14 protein-coding genes are annotated in these 15,723 nt (G+C 64.6%); 8 read left to right on the top strand and 6 right to left on the bottom strand.

The genetic code is table 11. From position 1 onward, the window contains the following. Positions 1-5 precede the first annotated feature (5 nt). Both BRAD285_RS16830 and BRAD285_RS16825 read left to right on the top strand, forming a co-directional pair. A complete protein-coding gene (locus tag BRAD285_RS16830) occupies positions 6-395 on the top strand; it encodes an iron-sulfur cluster assembly accessory protein (RefSeq protein ID WP_006614813.1) in 390 nt (129 codons plus the stop codon). Positions 396-520: 125 nt separating this feature from the next. Further along, positions 521-1,114: a TfoX/Sxy family protein gene (locus tag BRAD285_RS16825; RefSeq protein ID WP_006614812.1), complete on the top strand. Its 594-nt coding sequence runs from the start codon at positions 521-523 to the stop codon at positions 1,112-1,114. A gap of 28 nt (positions 1,115-1,142) precedes the next feature. On the opposite strand, the gene BRAD285_RS16820 is transcribed toward BRAD285_RS16825, so the two are convergent. Together BRAD285_RS16820 and BRAD285_RS16815 are read right to left on the bottom strand one after the other, a co-directional pair. Then, positions 1,143-2,210 (bottom strand): GGDEF domain-containing protein, encoded by a 1,068-nt coding sequence (locus BRAD285_RS16820; RefSeq protein ID WP_006614811.1) that lies wholly within the window; start codon positions 2,208-2,210, stop codon positions 1,143-1,145. 339 nt (positions 2,211-2,549) lie between these two features. Further along, positions 2,550-4,007, bottom strand: a complete 1,458-nt coding sequence (locus BRAD285_RS16815; protein ID WP_006614810.1) for a DEAD/DEAH box helicase — start codon at positions 4,005-4,007, stop codon at positions 2,550-2,552. Between the two features lie 493 nt (positions 4,008-4,500). Here BRAD285_RS16815 and BRAD285_RS16810 point away from each other — a divergent pair, with 493 nt between their 5' ends. Further along, entirely contained in the window at positions 4,501-5,994 is a 1,494-nt protein-coding gene (locus tag BRAD285_RS16810; RefSeq protein ID WP_035648455.1) for a caspase family protein, read from the top strand. Positions 5,995-6,005: 11 nt separating this feature from the next. Here the strand turns inward: BRAD285_RS16810 and BRAD285_RS16805 are convergent, their stop codons facing one another. The 4 genes from BRAD285_RS16805 to parE form a co-directional block, all read right to left on the bottom strand. After that, entirely contained in the window at positions 6,006-6,773 is a 768-nt protein-coding gene (locus BRAD285_RS16805; protein WP_006614808.1) for an SDR family NAD(P)-dependent oxidoreductase, read from the bottom strand. A gap of 29 nt (positions 6,774-6,802) precedes the next feature. After that, entirely contained in the window at positions 6,803-6,988 is a 186-nt protein-coding gene (locus tag BRAD285_RS16800; RefSeq protein WP_006614807.1) for a hypothetical protein, read from the bottom strand. 192 nt (positions 6,989-7,180) lie between these two features. Then, positions 7,181-7,963, bottom strand: coding sequence for an outer membrane protein (locus BRAD285_RS16795; RefSeq protein WP_006614806.1), 783 nt, complete (start codon positions 7,961-7,963; stop codon positions 7,181-7,183). Positions 7,964-8,203: 240 nt separating this feature from the next. Further along, entirely contained in the window at positions 8,204-10,279 is a 2,076-nt protein-coding gene (gene parE, locus BRAD285_RS16790; protein ID WP_006614805.1) for a DNA topoisomerase IV subunit B, read from the bottom strand. A 272-nt stretch (positions 10,280-10,551) separates the two neighbouring features. On the opposite strand from parE, the gene BRAD285_RS16785 reads away from it, so the two are divergent. From BRAD285_RS16785 to BRAD285_RS16765, 5 genes are all read left to right on the top strand, one after another. Beyond that, positions 10,552-11,082 (top strand): DedA family protein, encoded by a 531-nt coding sequence (locus BRAD285_RS16785; protein WP_006614804.1) that lies wholly within the window; start codon positions 10,552-10,554, stop codon positions 11,080-11,082. Positions 11,083-11,316: 234 nt separating this feature from the next. After that, positions 11,317-11,967, top strand: a complete 651-nt coding sequence (locus BRAD285_RS16780) for an FMN-binding negative transcriptional regulator (RefSeq protein WP_006614803.1) — start codon at positions 11,317-11,319, stop codon at positions 11,965-11,967. A 10-nt stretch (positions 11,968-11,977) separates the two neighbouring features. After that, positions 11,978-12,967, top strand: a complete 990-nt coding sequence (gene argC / locus BRAD285_RS16775; protein ID WP_006614802.1) for an N-acetyl-gamma-glutamyl-phosphate reductase — start codon at positions 11,978-11,980, stop codon at positions 12,965-12,967. A gap of 112 nt (positions 12,968-13,079) precedes the next feature. Next, on the top strand, positions 13,080-14,306 hold the full coding sequence (locus BRAD285_RS16770) for a threonine ammonia-lyase (RefSeq protein ID WP_006614801.1): 1,227 nt from the start codon (positions 13,080-13,082) through the stop codon (positions 14,304-14,306). Positions 14,307-14,350: 44 nt separating this feature from the next. Continuing rightward, positions 14,351-15,478 carry an RNA ligase gene (locus BRAD285_RS16765; protein ID WP_006614800.1) on the top strand — a complete coding sequence of 376 codons (1,128 nt, stop codon included), beginning with the start codon at positions 14,351-14,353 and terminating at the stop codon, positions 15,476-15,478. Positions 15,479-15,723: the final 245 nt, after the last annotated feature.

The following is a 15,723-nucleotide window of genomic DNA, read 5'->3' as shown; positions in this document are numbered from 1 at the left end:
CCGATATGACCAACACGCCAGTCGCCAGTAAGCCCAAGCCGCGGCCCCGTCCGCAGGTGATGCGGCTGACCGATGCCGCCGCGACGCGCATCCGTGAGCTGACCGCGCGTGCCGAGTCCGAGATCATCGGCCTGCGGGTCGGCGTCAAGAACGGCGGCTGCGCCGGCCAGTCCTATACGGTCGAATATGCCCATGACATCCGGCCAACCGACGAAGTCGTCGAGGACAAGGGCGTCAAGATCCTGGTCGATCCCAAGGCCGTGCTGTTTTTGCTCGGCACCGAGATGGACTACCAGACCGACAAGATGCAGGCGCAGTTCGTCTTCAACAATCCGAACCAGATCAGCGCCTGCGGCTGCGGCGAGTCGGTGCAGCTGAAGCCCGCCGAGGTCTGATCGTCGGATTTCGACCCGGCATATCCGGCACATCTGTCGTGTTCGCGACATTGACAGGCTGGCCTCGGCAGGCCGACAAACGCATCATGCGTTTTTGAATCGTCCCGGCCGGAGGTCACGCCGCGATGGATCGCGAATATCTCGAGGAGCTGTTCGCCGGCTTCGGACCGGTCACCATCCGGCGGATGTTCTCCGGCTTCGGCATCTCTGCCGATGGCATCAATTTCGCTCTGGCGCTGCGCAGCGGGCTTTATCTGCGCGCTGATGAAGCGAGCTTTGCCAAGTTCGAAGCCGCGGGCTCCAAGCCGTTCTCCTACGAGACAAGGGCGCGATCGATGACAGTTCGCTCCTATTGGCAGGTCCCCGCGCATCTGTTCGACGATAGCGACGAGTTCACGCTGTGGGCGAGGGAGGCGTTTGGCGCCGCGCAAACGGCAGCGCTGGCCAAGCGGATGAAGCAGCGCGCGACGTCCCGAAAGCGCCGCGAGCCGTCTACCGGACGAAATGAGGGCTCGGCTGGAAAGGCCAGCACCTTGAAGAAGACCGCGCCAAAACGGTCGGGATCAGAAAAGACCCCGGCGAAAAAGACGTCGGCGAAAAAGACTGCGGCCAAGAAGACGCTGGCGAAGCCGAAAAAGGCGAAGTCCGCCAAAGCGACCGGCAAAGCTGCAAAGCAGCGGGCTCGTACGTCCCGTGCTCCGTCGGCCAGACGCCGCTGAGATCGAGGATCGGACTATCGCGTGTCCGTCACGCGACCTGGCCGCGCGTCTCTGCGGCGTATTCAGGGTCGGTTTCGCAGACCACGCGATTTCGGCCGTTGCGTTTGGCCGCGTAGAGGCAGGCGTCGGCACGCTCGATCAACGCGTCTGTATCATCGCCGGATCGGAGCATCGACACGCCGACTGAAATCGTCACGCGCCCCAGGATCTCGCCTGTGGACTTCTTCTTCAGCTCCTTGGCAGTGACCGCACGGCGGATCTGGTCGGCGACCGTCAGCGCCTGTCGTAGCGAGGTGTTCGGCAGCACGACGGCGAATTCCTCGCCGCCATAGCGTGCGGCGATGTCCTGTCCCTTGATCGCATGCTTCAGGGTCATGCCGACGAGGCGCAGCACCTGGTCACCGGTGAGGTGGCCATAGGAGTCGTTGAACGACTTGAAATGATCGATGTCGAACATCAGCAGCGAGAGCGGCTGACTGGTGGCGAGCCCCGTCTGCACCGTGGTCTCGATCATGCGATCGAAATATTTGCGGTTGCCGAGGCCAGTGAGCGGATCGGTGAGGCTCTCGGCGCGGATTGCCTCCAGACTCTGCTGCAGCCCGCTGATCTCGTCCTTGGATAGCGACAGGCGCTCCTCGAGCACCTGGTTGGTCTCGCGCATCTGCTTGGTCGAATGCGCGAGCGCCTCGATGATGTCGACGAGCTGCTCGCGGCTGGTGGCCGATGCAAGCATGCGATCGGCGCCGGCGAGGCTCGCATCATAGCTCGCCGTCCGGCCGAGAGCATCCGTGAGCATGCCCATGAGGTCGTCGATCTCGCCGACGACGCGGGCGCCGACCTTGTCGATGCGGTCCGATGTCTTGAGATGCGTGAGGTAGGATTCGTAGAGCTGGTCGAGCTCGGATTGCGACAGCTTGCCGTTGCGCGACAGCGTCTCGTTGATCACCTCGTTCAGCGGCGCGTTGTAGCCCGTCGCATAGACGTACCAGATCTCGTAGTTGCGCGGGTTGGCCAGGTGGCGCAGCGTTTTGATCTGGCTGAGCGCGACCTCGGCGTAGGCCAGCGTGCGTTCGTGTTCGTCAAGCGCATTGACCACCACAGGTTCTCCCAATCGCCCGCGTCGCCGTCACAACAATGAAATAATTAATGCCGGCCAAGCTAAAGGACGTGTGTGAACCAGGGGTAAATACGGCCGTAGAGTCACGGAGAAGCGTCAAGCAACGCTTACAACATGGCGGTCGCGTATATGTGCAATGAGCTACATAAGCGTGCCGTTTCGCGAGCACTGCGTCCCCGCTTCGTCGCAGGACATCTCGCTTCGCATCAACGATGCACCATCGCTGAGGAGTGCGATCAACGCGCTTAACTTATGTGAAGTTCAAGAGCCGAGAGAGCAGAGTTCCAAGCCAACTGATAGCTCGGAACCCTCACTCGATCAGGGCAACGGCGCGCGGACGGGGCGCAGCAGGAAAGCGGGCAGGTGCGAATGATCGGCCGGCTCGTTGTCGTGGTCACGCCGCGGCCGACGCGACTCGTTGCGCGGCTGCTCATGACGTGGCTGCTCGCTACGCGCAGGCCGCGAAGGTGCTGACGCTGCCGGACGTGGCGATGCCGCGACCGGACGCGGCTCACGCTCGCGCGGTTCCCGTTCACGGGGCTCACGCTCACGCGGCTCGCGTTCTCGCGACGTTTTGCTCCGGCTGCGGCGAGAGGCATCGCGCGGACGGCGCTCCCGCTGCTCGTCATCGTGCGAGGACTCCTGCACCTCGTAGTTGCCTTCGATGGTGGGAATGCTCTGCCCGATCAGCTTCTCGATCGCGGTGACTGATTTCTGATCGGCCGGAGCGACGATCGAGATCGCCGTTCCCGTACGTCCGGCACGACCGGTGCGGCCGATGCGGTGAACGTAGTCGTCGGAATGATGCGGCACGTCGAAGTTGAAGACGTGGCTCACTTCGGGAATGTCGAGACCGCGGGCCGCGACATCGGAGGCCACGAGCAACGGCAGCTCGCCCTTGCGGAACTGGTCGAGCGCGGCCGTGCGCGCCGACTGGTCCATATCGCCGTGCAGCGCGCCAACGCTGAAGCCATGCTTCTGCAGCGACTTATGCACGATGGCGACATCGCGCTTGCGGTTGCAGAAGATGATCGCGTTCTTGAGGTCCTTGGCCTCGCGCAGCAGACGGCGTAGCACGTCGCGCTTCTGATGGGCCTCGCGTCCCGACGGCACCTGCAATTGGGTAACAGTGATCGCGGTCGTGGCCGGCTTGGAGACTTCGACCTTCTGCGGATTGTGCAGGAAGGCGTCGGTGATGCGCCGGATTTCCGGCGGCATGGTCGCGGTGAAGAACAGCGTCTGTCGGGTGAAGGGGACGAGCTTGCAGATGCGCTCGATGTCCGGAATGAAGCCCATGTCGAGCATGCGGTCGGCTTCGTCGATGACCAGGAGCTCGACACCGGTCAGCAGCAGGCCGCCGCGTTCGGTGTGGTCGAGCAGGCGGCCCGGCGTTGCGATCAGGACGTCGACGCCCCGGGTCAGCTTGGCGTCCTGGTCGCCGAACGAGACGCCGCCAATCAGCAGGGCGACATTGAGCTTCTGTCCGACGCCGTAGCGATCGAAATTCTCCTTGACCTGGGCCGCGAGCTCACGGGTCGGCTCCAGGATCAGGGTGCGCGGCATTCGTGCGCGGGCGCGGCCCTTTTCGAGGATGGTGAGCATCGGCAGGACGAAGGCGGCAGTCTTGCCGGTACCGGTCTGGGCGATGCCGAGCACGTCGCGGCGCGACAGCACGTGGGGAATCGCCTGTTCCTGAATGGGAGTCGGGGTGGTGTATCCGGTTGCCGCTACTGCAGCCAACACCTTGTCGGACAAGCCGAGATTGGAAAAAGACATCGAGCCTCTATGTCACGCGCCAACAGGCGACGGGGCCTCTATTCGACGCCGCCGTTAGGAATCGAGGGGTAAAAGGCTGTGGTCGCGTTCAACCCCGAAACGGCATGCTCTAACGAAGCTGGGGGTGTCTGACTTACGCTGACCGGCGGCGAATTCCTGAGGGAATCGGATCCTATCCGTGCCGCGCTGCTGCGGAAGATAGGGGCGAAATCGGCAAAGTCAATGGAAGCGGGCAGCGAAGTACCGAAAAAGCTTAATGTTTTTGCATTATTTGCGGGCAAACCGTCGTCAGCGCGTCGTATTTCGTGGTCTCCAAAGGCCGCGCCTGGGCGTCGAATGAGCGGTCTCGTCGAATTGTCGACGGAATTGCGGCGTGTGTTCGGCATCATGGCGTAGAGCCCTGCGGGGCTGGTGACCGATCGCGTGAACCGGCCGGATCATGTGACCGACTATCGAAGCGGTGACCTCACGCGACCGGGGGCAGGGACAGACGATGAGATCGATGCGAACGTGGCTGGCGTGCGGGCTGGTGGTGCTGGGCATGGTTCTGGCGCCGGCGGCCCATGCCGAGAAGCGCGTCGCGCTCGTCGTCGGCAACAACGACTACCGCTACGTTCCGAAGCTGCAGAAGGCGGTCAACGACGCGCGCACGATGGGCGATACGTTGAAGCAGCTCGGCTTCAACGTGATGGTTGCTGAAAATCTGAACCGCCAGCAGTTCAGCCAGACGCTGCTCGCCTTCGACAATGCCGTCGAGCCCGGCGATACCGCGTTCTTCTTCTACGCCGGCCACGGCTTCGAGATCGCCGGCCAGAACTTCCTGCTGCCGACCGACGTGCCGGCTGCGACCGAAGGACAGGAAGAGCTGGTGCGCGACGCCTCGATTCTCGCGGACCGCATCATCGAGCGGCTGCAGAACAAGAAGGCGCGGACATCGATCCTGGTGTTCGACGCCTGCCGCAACAATCCGTTCGAGCGTTCGGGCACGCGCGCGGTCGCCGGCGGCGGTGGACTGGCGCCGTTGACGCAGCTGCCCGAAGGCGTGTTCTCGGTGTTCTCGGCCGGGCCGCGGCAGACCGCGCTCGACCGGCTTTCAAATGATGATACCAATCCAAACTCGGTGTTCACGCGCACCTTCGCCAAGGAGCTGACGCAGCCGGGTGTGAACCTGGTGCAGGTCGCGCAGCGCACCCGGCGCGCAGTGAGCGAACTCGCCGAGACCGTGCGTCACAAGCAGATCCCGGTGTATTTCGACCAGATGGTGGATGACGTCTTCCTGAACGGGATGACGAAAGCACCTGCCGCGGAGAAGCCCGCTGAGCCGCAGCAGAAGCTCGCCGCGCTGCCGCCGGTCTCTGCGCCGAAGATTCCGCCGGCCAACGAGATTCTGAACGCGCCGATTGCGATGTTCTCGCGCCACAATGGCGGCTGGACGGTCACGTTCTCGATCGCCGATCCGACGCTCGGCATCTCCTGGCGCCTGGGCGAGACGGGCGAATTCCGCGAGACCGGCTTCATGGACGTGCTCGACCCGCGCACGCGCAAGCGCATGCCGAATCCCTCGATCCAACTGCCGGCCGACGCGCCGGCCGGTACGATCCAGGTGCGTTATGTCGATGCATCAGGTGAGATGCAGGGGCCGTTTCCGATCAGGTTCGAGCCGGAGGCCGCGCTGGTGCGCGACCAGCGCAAGATCCTCGACATGACCGCGACCAGCTGGCTGTCGTTCCGCGAGTTCAACGGGCTGCTCGTCTACTACACGCATCTGATGTCGTATCGCTGCGCGATTCGTGAGGTGCGCATCGGCATCGACACATCCGTGCCGGACAAGGTGCTGAACATGCCCGGCTGCGACATGCGCGATCCCATCGCGATTCCCTCCAACGCCACGCCCTATCTCAAGCTGCCGCCGGCGACGAAGTTCGTCTCGGTCGAGCTGACCTATCGCGACGGCAGCGTATCGGAGATCAAGAGCTTCCGTCGCTGAGGCGAGGGCTGTCAGGCCATGATCGAATAGCCGCCGTCGACGGGAATCGCGGTGCCGGTAACGAAGTCCGAGGCGGGCGAGCTCAGGAAGGTTGCGATGCCGGCGAAATCGTCGATGTCGCCCCAGCGCGCGGCCGGCGTGCGCGCCAGCACCCGGTCGTGGAGCCCGTCGATCTGCTGGCGGGCGGCACGCGTCAGGTCGGTGTCGATCCAGCCCGGCAGAATCGCATTGACCTGGATGTTGTCGGGCGCCCAGGCACAGGCGCAGGCGCGCGTGTACTGCACGATGCCGCCTTTGCTGGCGGCATAGGCCGGCGCGAAGCCGGCGCCGAAGATCGACAGCATCGAGCCGATATTGATGATCTTGCCGCCGCCATTGGCCTTGAGAGCCGGGTAGGCGGCCTTCGAGCACAGGAAGGCGCTGGTGAGATTGGTGTCGATCACCTCGCGCCATTCGTCCAGCTCGAGCACGTGTGGCGGCTTGCGGATGCTCATGCCGGCATTGTTGATGAGGATGTCGATTCGGCCGAGGCTGCCCACGACGCGATCGACCATCGCAGCGACAGCGTCCTTGTTGCTGACGTCGGCCGCGACCGCGATGGCGCGGACGCCGCGGGCCGCGAGATCGGCCACTGCCGCCTGCGACTTGGCCTCGTTGCGGCCGACCACGGCGATGTCAGCGCCCGAATCGGCGAGGCCGCGGGCCATGCCCAGGCCGATTCCGCCATTGCCTCCGGTCACGATCGCAACTTTGCCCCTCAGGTCGAAACGGCCCGCCATTTATCGTCTCCAACAATTTGCAAAAGAGGTCAGCAGGTACCCTGCCAGAGCATCACCAGGCCCAGCGCGCCCATGCCGACGCCATAGCCGGCCCATTGCAGCTGGTTGATCATGAAGCTCGTCCGGGGCCAGGCCACCACGCCGGTGCCTTGACCAACCCAGAACAGGCCGACGGCGAGCAGAAGCAGGCCGCCGATCATCAGGAATCTCCGCATGGCCGTTTGCTCTCCCTCGTCGACTGGCGTGACCGCATGGGAGACGCCGCTGCCGCCTTTTTTGTGAAGTTTTATGAAGCGGAAGCTAGCGGTGGACGCGACGAATGGCCAGCGGGTCGCGGGCCACAACAAAAAGCCCCGGAGTGACCGGGGCTTTCGTAGAGAGTTCGATCTGACCAGAGCGGGGACCGCTCAGTACTTGGCGACCGGGCCGGTCCAGTTGAAGCGATAGACCAGCGAGGTGCTGATGGTCTGCACCCACGGCTTGAAGGTCACGGTCTGGAACGGGGCAGCAGCGCCGACCGCCGTCTCCGGGAGAGTGACACGGCCGTAATAGGCCGAGCGATATTCGGTCTTCATGAACCAGCCCGGCGCGGTGATGCCGAAGATGTTCAGGTTGTTCTCGACGCCGCCGCCGATGAACCAGCCGTCGCGATGGAACGAAGGCGTGTTCGCAACGACAGCGCCACCGCCCGCAGCCAGGGTCGACAGACCAGCACCCGACCACTCCGAGCCGGTGTAGCCGCCGTTGACGTAAGAGAGAACGTTCGGAGCGACGAGGTAGCCGACGCGGACACCGGCCGCGTAGCTGGTGCGGAGCTTTTCGCGTCCTTCGAGGGCGAAGTTCGGATCCGTCAGCGAACCACGGATGTCACCGAACTGACCGTCGGCGAACACGCCGGCCAGCCACGAGCTATTGAACTGCCAGTCGTAACCGGCGCCAACCGTGCCGAACCAGCCGTTGCCACCGAGGCGCTGATCGCGCGTGATCGCGAGGCCACCAACCGTGTTGACGTTGCTGTCGGCATTCCAGAGGCCGCCGCCAGCACCACCGAAGATGTAGAAGCCGGTCCAGCTCGGAGCCACCGGCGCCATCATCGGGGCCTTGGCGTAGGGGCGGGCGGCCAGATCAGCAGCCGAAGCCGCACCGGTCAGGGCCATCACCGCGGTCGCTGCAAGCAAAAGCTTTTTCATATTCAATTCCCCAAGAGATCGGCGGGTCGCAAAGACCGGAAGGTGGCGGCGATTCACTCGCCTGATGTGCCTGAACTATAGCCGATTGGTGCCCAAAAGCTGTTGCCGGTTGACCACAGTAGGGGGGAAAGTGCGGTGCGGGACCGCCATCATTTCCGTAAGCCTTTGTTGATCAAAAACAAAAGCAGGCCCACGCGAGCGCATGGAACCTGCAATTGGGGCGCGAATTCGGGTCAAAAGCTAGACGTCGAGCAGTTCGTCGCTGGCGAATTCGGCCTTTTCCGAAATGAACGCGAAGCGCGCCTCCGCCTTGGTCCCCATCAGCCGCTCGACCGAGTCGGCCGTGCCGTCGCGATCGTCGGCGAGCAGGACGACCCGGAGCATCGTCCGCTTGGCCGGATCCATCGTGGTCTCCTTGAGCTGCGCCGGCATCATCTCGCCGAGGCCTTTGAAGCGGCCGATCTCGACCTTGGCGTTGGCGTTGAACTCGCGCTTCAGCAGCTCGTCGCGATGGGCGTCGTCGCGGGCGTAGAACGTCTTGCTGCCATGCGTCAGCCGGTAGAGCGGCGGCACGGCGAGGTACAGATGGCCCTCGTCGATCAGCCGCGGCATCTGCCGATAGAAGAAGGTGATCAAGAGCGAAGCGATATGGGCGCCGTCGACGTCGGCGTCGGTCATGATGATGATGCGCTGGTAGCGCAGATCCTCTTCGCGATACGACGTGCCAGTGCCGGCGCCGATCGCCATCACCAGATCGGCGAGCTGGGCGTTGGCGGTCAGCTTGTCCTTGCCGGCCGAGGCGACGTTGAGGATCTTGCCGCGCAGCGGCAGCACCGCCTGCTTCTTGCGGTCGCGCGCCTGCTTGGCGCTGCCGCCGGCCGAATCGCCCTCGACGATGAACAGCTCGGAGCCTTCGGTGCCCGCGTCGGTGCAGTCGGCGAGCTTGCCGGGCAGGCGCAGCTTCTTGGTCGCGGTCTTGCGCGCCGTTTCCTTCTCCTGGCGGCGGCGGATGCGCTCCTCGGCGCGCTCGACGACGAAGTCGAGCAGCCTGTTCGCCTGCACCGGATTGCCCGACAGCCAGTGATCGAACGGATCCTTGACCGCCTGCTCGACGATACGCTGCGCTTCGGCGGTGGCCAGACGGTCCTTGGTCTGGCCCTGGAATTCCGGCTCGCGCACGAACACCGAGAGCATGATGGCAGCGCCCGCCATGATGTCCTCGGAGGTGATGTTGGCCGAGCGCTTGCCCTGGCCGACACGCTCGGCGTGATCCTTGAGGCCGCGGAGCAGGGCGCTGCGGATGCCGGATTCGTGCGTGCCGCCGTCCGGCGTCGGAATCGTGTTGCAGTAGGACGACAAGAAGCCGTCGGCATCGGCCGTCCAGGCGACCGCCCATTCGCAGCCGCCATGGCCTCCGGTGCGGCCGGACTTGCCGGCGAAGATGTCCGGATGGACCAGCGTGTCGGCGTGAATCGCCGCCGCGAGATAGTCCTTCAGGCCGCCGGGGAAATGGAAGGTCGCCTCGGGCTGGACGTCCTCGATGCCCTTGAGCAGCGACGGATCGCACTTCCAGCGGATCTCGACGCCGCCGAACAGATAGGCCTTGGAGCGCGCCATCTTGAACAGGCGCTGCGGCTTGAAGGTGGCCTTGGCCCCGAAGATGGTCGGATCCGGCTGGAAGCGCACCCTGGTGCCGCGGCGGTTGGGGGCCTTGCCGACCTCCTCGAGCTTGCCCTTGGGATGGCCGCGCTCGAAGATCATGCGGTAGAGCTTCTGGTTGCGCGCGACCTCGACCTCGAGCCGCGTCGACAGCGCGTTCACCACCGAGATGCCGACGCCGTGCAGGCCGCCCGAGGTCTCGTAGACCTTGGAGTCGAACTTGCCGCCGGCGTGCAAGGTGCACATGATGATTTCGAGCGCCGACTTCTTCGGGAACTTCGGATGCGGGTCGATCGGAATGCCGCGGCCGTTGTCAGTGACGGTCAGGAAGCCCTCGGCGTCGAGCTCGACCTCGATGAAGGTGGCGTGGCCGGCCAGCGCCTCGTCCATCGAGTTGTCGATGACCTCGGCGAACAGATGGTGCAGCGCCTTCTCGTCGGTGCCGCCGATATACATGCCGGGGCGGCGCCGCACCGGCTCCAGGCCTTCGAGCACCTCGATGTCGCGGGCGGTGTACTCGCCCTCGGAGCCGCCCGCGCGGGCGGCTGGCTTGGCCTGGGGCTTGGTCGGGGCCTTGCCCTTGGCGGCGAACGCCGCCAGCGGGTCGGCGACGCCCTTGGCCTTGGCTTTTGCAGCTGATTTCAACGGCTTACCCATGGAATCTTGATGTTGCGCTTGCGCGATATGGAACGAATCGTTGCGCCTGACTATGCCATGGACCGGCATAAGACAATGATCCTGGAAACACCGCCTTGAAGCGGAACTGCAGCAAACGGCAGCATTTGATCATTCCGCTCCCGCTTGTTCACGCGCCGCAGCCGGTTGTTGTGACTTGAAGTTGCCCCGCTCCGTGGCGTACCAGTCGGCGGCAGGGAACCGCGAAGGGCTTCAAGCACTTACAGCCGGGTCGCAGGAAAGGCGTCGAGCAGATGGAAGATTTTGGCCGCGCGGTTGCCGATTTCGTGCGCGACCATCAGGCCTGGGCTGCTCCCGTCGTCCTGCTGCTGGCCTTTGGCGAGTCCCTGGCCTTCATCTCGCTGCTGATTCCGGCCTGGGGCGCTCTGGTGGCGATCGGCGCCCTGATCGGCGCCACCGGCATCAGCTTCTGGCCGGTGTGGCTGGCCGGCGGCATTGGCGCCGCGCTCGGCGACTGGGTCTCCTACTGGTTCGGCTACCGCTACAAGGACCGCGTCGCCCAGATGTGGCCGCTGTCGCGCTATCCGGAACTGCTGCCGCGCGGCGAGGCGTTCGTGCGCGACTGGGGCGTGCCGAGCATCTTCATCGGCCGGTTCTTCGGGCCGCTGCGCGCCTCGGTACCGCTGGCGGCCGGCATCTTCGAGATGCCCTACATGATGTTCCAGATCGCCAATTTCGTCTCGGCGCTGGTGTGGTCGGCGGTGCTGCTGCTGTTCGGTGACATCATCGGCCGCATCATGGAATGGCTCTGGCGCGCCGTCTGACGCTGGCCTCGGCGAGTTGCGACCTTGACGCAGGAACCCCGCGGCCTTATAGCCCTGCGCCCATGATCAACGCCGCGACCATTTTCATCGCCGCCATGCGCCGTCGTACCCCCGCGGTACGGGCGATGGTCTGCGTCTAGATCATCCCCCTTGCCGCCGGACCCGATCCCGCGGCAATTCTTCCCCTTGCAGCGTGATCGATCAGGCGGCTCCTTCGTCCAGCAGGAGTGACCGATGTACACGCCACCGCCCTTCAAGCCAGACCGCGCCGCAAGCCTCGGCTTTGCGGATGCGCGCGGCTTCGGCACGGTCTGCGCATGGGACGGCAGCAAGCCGATCGCGTCACCGCTGCCGTTTCACCTGGGGGCGCTGAACGACGGCACGCCGCAGGCGTTCTTTCACGTCGCCCGCAACAATCCCCTGGCGAAGCTCGCCGACGGCGCGACGCCGTGGCTGCTCGCCGTCAATGGCGCTGATGCCTATGTCTCGGCTGACTGGTACGTCTCTCCGGACCAGGTGCCGACCTGGCTCTATCAGGCTGTCCATCTGACCGGCACGGCGCGGCTGTTGTCGGACGCGGAGCTTGCGGCGCAGGCCGACACGCTCAGCGCCAAGTTCGAGCAGCGGCTGCTGCCGAAAAAGCCCTGGACCTCCGACAAGATGACCGCGGGCCGGCTGGAGGCGATGCGCAAGGCGATCGTCGGCATCGTGATGACGATCGACGCGGTCGAGGGCAGCTTCAAGCTCAACCAGCACAAGTCCGAGGCCGACTACGCAGCCGTTGCAACAAGGCTCGGTGAGCAGCCCGACATCGGCTCGCAACAGATTTCCTCTCTCATGCGGCAGGCGCGGCCCCAGGCCTTTGCCGGTGAACCCCAGACCTAAGGAGCGTGTCATGTCCGTGATCGATAGCAATCCGCCGAAAGCTCACACTGCCACCGGCACCGCGACCCGCTCCGTGTTCGTCGACGGCGGCTCGGGCACGACAGGACTTGGCATTGCCGAGCGGCTCGCGCATCAGAACGACATCGTCGTGAAGGCGATTGCCGAGGACAAGCGGAAGGATCCCGCCGCCAAGCGGGCGCTGATGGCCGAGGTCGATCTCGTGATCCTCTGTCTGCCCGATGATGCCGCGAAGGAGACGGTCGCGTTGATCGACGGCATGGGCTCATCGGCACCGAAGGTGCTGGACGCGTCGACCGCCTATCGGGTCGCGCCGGACTGGGCCTATGGCTTTCCCGAGCTCGCCGCCGACCAGGCCGACAAGATCCGCAATGCGCGCAAGGTTTCCAATCCCGGCTGCTATCCGACCGGTGGCATCGCGCTGCTGCGGCCGCTCGTCGATGCCGGCCTGCTGCCGCAGGACTATCCCATCACGGTGAACGCCGTCAGCGGCTATTCCGGAGGCGGCAAGACCATGATCGCGGCCTACGAGGCCGGCACGGCGCCGCATTTCGAGCTTTATGGTCTCGGCTTGGAGCACAAGCACCTGCCGGAGCTGCAGCTATATTCGCGGCTGACGCGGCGGCCGATCTTCATTCCCTCGGTCGGAAACTACCGGCAGGGCATGCTGGTCTCGGTGCCGCTGCAACTCGACACGCTTCCTGGCAAGCCCGCGGGTTCAGACCTGCACGCGGCGTTGGCGAAGCATTATGCTGACAGCAAATACGTCTCGGTCATGCCGCTCGACGGGGCGGCTGCCAAGAGCGGCAAGCTCGAGCCCGAGGCGCTCAACGAGACCAATCAGCTCGAGCTGCACGTATTCGCCAGCGACAGGCATCATCAGGCCGTTCTGGTGGCGCGGCTCGACAATCTCGGCAAGGGCGCCTCGGGCGCAGCCGTGCAGAACATGCGGCTGATGCTCGGGCTCCCCGATCTCGGCTGAGATCGATCGACCCGGCCGCGCGAGCGGCCGGCGTGATACGCAACGACATCTTGCGAGACCGACCACCCGTCGGCCTCGCCGTGCACCGTCGCACGCAAAGCTGGGCTGATCCATGACCGCCTCTGACCTGAACGCGCTGCCCGTCACCGTGAACGATGTCCGCGCCGCCGTGGACACCATCGGCGGCGCCGTGCTTGCGACCGCCTGCAACCAGAGCCGGACGCTCGGCGAGATCTGCGGCTGCAACATCTGGCTCAAATTCGAGAACCTGCAGTTCACCTCCTCGTTCAAGGAGCGCGGCGCGCTGAACCGGCTCAATGCGCTGTCGGCTCAGCAGAGAGAGCGTGGCGTCATCGCGATGTCGGCCGGCAACCATGCGCAGGGCGTCGCCTACAATGCGCGCCGCCTCGGCATCCCCGCGACCATCGTGATGCCCGTGGGCACGCCGATGGTGAAGATCGAGAACACCAAGCGGCACGGCGCCGAGGTCGTCATATCCGGTGCCACGTTGGAGGAGGCGGGCGCCTTCGCCAGGGAGCACGGCGCAGCTCACGGCATGACCATGATTCACCCCTACGACGATCCGCTGATCATCGCGGGGCAGGGCACGGTCGCGCTGGAGATGCTGGCTGTCGTCCCCGAGCTCGACACGCTGGTCGTGCCGATCGGCGGCGGCGGGCTGATCTCGGGCATGGCCGTGGCGGCGCGCGCGATCAAACCGGGCCTGCGCATCGTCGGCGTGCAGGCCGAGCTTTATCCGTCGATGTTCAACGCGATCAACAGCAGCGGCCTGCCGATGCGCGGCGATACGCTGGCCGAGGGCATCGCGGTGAAGTCGCCGGGCCGGATCACCACCGAGATCATCCGCCACCTGGTCGACGACATCCTGCTCGTGACCGAACCGCAGATCGAGCGGGCGCTGGCCACCTTGATCTCGATCGAGAAGACGGTCGTCGAAGGTGCCGGCGCCGTCGGGCTGGCCGCGGTGCTCGCGCATCCCGCTCAGTTTGCCGGGCGCAATGTCGGTCTGGTGCTGAGCGGCGGCAACATCGACACCCGCCTCATTGCCTCGGTGCTGACCCGCGAGCTCGCGCGCGAGGGTCGTCTGACGCAGCTGTCGATCGACATCGTCGACCGCCCGGGACAGCTCGCCGCCGTCTCGACCCTGCTCGCAGACGCCGGCGCCAACATCATCGAGGTGTCGCATCAGCGCACGTTCTCGGACCTGCCGGCCAAGGCAACCCTGCTGGAACTGGTGATCGAGACGCGCGATCAGGCCCATCTTAATGATGTGATGGCAAAGCTGACGGCGGCCAATTTCAAAGCTCGCTGCACGTAGAACGAGCTTCGCGTCCGATTGAAACTGAGTGTGGAACGTCAGAGATGTTCAAGACCATCCGGCATATTTCCGATGTCGAGCCCGCGGTCGCCGGGAAGAAGGAGATCCGTTTCCTCTCCCAGCCCAACGGCATCACGCTCGGCTGTTATCTGTTCATGGACTCCAAGACCTTCGATTCCCCGGAGGCGCTGGAGTGCCGCGGCATCGCGTTCGATCGCGCCGGCCACATCGTGTCGCGGCCGCTGCACAAGTTCTTCAATGTCGGCGAAAAGGAATGGCTGGCCCCGGACCGGCTGCTGTCGCGCGACGATATCGTCGCGATCTACGACAAGCTCGACGGCAGCATGGTCGCGACCGCCTGGGTCGATGATCAGTTGAAGTGGCGGTCGAAGAAGTCATTCAACTCCGACGTCGTCCGTCTGGCGACGCAGCTCATGGACCAGCCGGCGCATGCCCGCATCAGCGCCTTCGCCAAGGAGGTCGCGAGCGGTGGCATGACGGCGATCTTCGAGCTCACGCACCCTGATGCGCGGATCGTCGTTGCGCAGGAGCAGCCCGAGCTGCGCCTGCTGCATGTGCGCGACAACGTCACCGGCCAATATGTGATGCTCGATGGCGGTCACTCCGTCCATGACCTCATCGCCAGCTATCGCGTTCCGCTGGTGCATCGGTTCGACGGGCTGTCGCTTTCGGCCGCCATCGACTCGCTCACCGAGATGGAGGGCAGGGAAGGCTATGTCATCCAGTTCGCCAGTGGCGACATGGTCAAGGTCAAGTGCCCCTGGTACCTGCGCATCCATCGCAGCCTCTCGTTCCTGCGCGAGCGCGATATCGCCTGGCTCGCGCTCAACGAAGAGCTCGATGACGTCAAGGGCCATTTGGCAGAAGCTGGTATTGATCTGGCCGCGGTAGATGAGGTCGAGGCGCGGTTGAAGGGCATGCTCGCCGGTTTCCTGGATGAGATCGAGGCCATCTATCAGCGCGACCGTGATCTTGATCGCAAAAGCTTCGCGATCGCCAACAAGGATCATCCGTTGTTCGGCCTGGCGATGCAGCGCTATCTCGGCAAGGAGGTCACCTTGCTCGATTGGTACGGACGCACGCGGCTGAAGGACGATTTCAGTCTGCGTGCTCTGGTGGATGAGACGCTGATCGACGCCCTCGACGGCTGAGTGTCGACTGCTCCGGCTCGCTGAGCGAGTCGGGCGCTGGCTCGCGCTGCAGCTGGACGCCATCGCGTGGGTCCGCGCGATCTGCCGCCATCAGACTTGTTGTCATTGCACCGAATGCTGCTTGCGAGATCGGAGTGATTCGCGAGAGCGTTCGTGCGCCGCAGCAATTCTGCTGCGCTTGCAAATGTCTTTCTCAGTGAGGTGGTCAGGTCAGAATTTTAGTTGCGCACCTCAGGAATTGAGGA

It is taken from the genome of Bradyrhizobium sp. ORS 285 (assembly GCF_900176205.1).
Classification (GTDB): Bacteria; Pseudomonadota; Alphaproteobacteria; order Rhizobiales; family Xanthobacteraceae; genus Bradyrhizobium.
Note: the sequence above shows the minus strand (reverse complement) of the source record. Positions and strands in the feature narration are given on the sequence as shown.

Excerpts from the sequence above, each read along its gene's own strand:
- BRAD285_RS16830 (WP_006614813.1), top strand. The coding sequence starts at position 6 with ATGACCAACACGCCAGTCGCCAGTAAGCCCAAGCCGCGGCCCCGTCCG.
- BRAD285_RS16825 (WP_006614812.1), top strand. The coding sequence starts at position 521 with ATGGATCGCGAATATCTCGAGGAGCTGTTCGCCGGCTTCGGACCGGTC.
- BRAD285_RS16815 (WP_006614810.1), bottom strand. The coding sequence starts at position 4,007 with ATGTCTTTTTCCAATCTCGGCTTGTCCGACAAGGTGTTGGCTGCAGTA.
- BRAD285_RS16810 (WP_035648455.1), top strand. The coding sequence starts at position 4,501 with ATGAGATCGATGCGAACGTGGCTGGCGTGCGGGCTGGTGGTGCTGGGC.
- BRAD285_RS16805 (WP_006614808.1), bottom strand. The coding sequence starts at position 6,773 with ATGGCGGGCCGTTTCGACCTGAGGGGCAAAGTTGCGATCGTGACCGGA.
- BRAD285_RS16800 (WP_006614807.1), bottom strand. The coding sequence starts at position 6,988 with ATGCGGAGATTCCTGATGATCGGCGGCCTGCTTCTGCTCGCCGTCGGC.
- BRAD285_RS16795 (WP_006614806.1), bottom strand. The coding sequence starts at position 7,963 with ATGAAAAAGCTTTTGCTTGCAGCGACCGCGGTGATGGCCCTGACCGGT.
- parE (WP_006614805.1), bottom strand. The coding sequence starts at position 10,279 with ATGGGTAAGCCGTTGAAATCAGCTGCAAAAGCCAAGGCCAAGGGCGTC.
- BRAD285_RS16785 (WP_006614804.1), top strand. The coding sequence starts at position 10,552 with ATGGAAGATTTTGGCCGCGCGGTTGCCGATTTCGTGCGCGACCATCAG.
- BRAD285_RS16780 (WP_006614803.1), top strand. The coding sequence starts at position 11,317 with ATGTACACGCCACCGCCCTTCAAGCCAGACCGCGCCGCAAGCCTCGGC.
- argC (WP_006614802.1), top strand. The coding sequence starts at position 11,978 with ATGTCCGTGATCGATAGCAATCCGCCGAAAGCTCACACTGCCACCGGC.
- BRAD285_RS16770 (WP_006614801.1), top strand. The coding sequence starts at position 13,080 with ATGACCGCCTCTGACCTGAACGCGCTGCCCGTCACCGTGAACGATGTC.
- BRAD285_RS16765 (WP_006614800.1), top strand. The coding sequence starts at position 14,351 with ATGTTCAAGACCATCCGGCATATTTCCGATGTCGAGCCCGCGGTCGCC.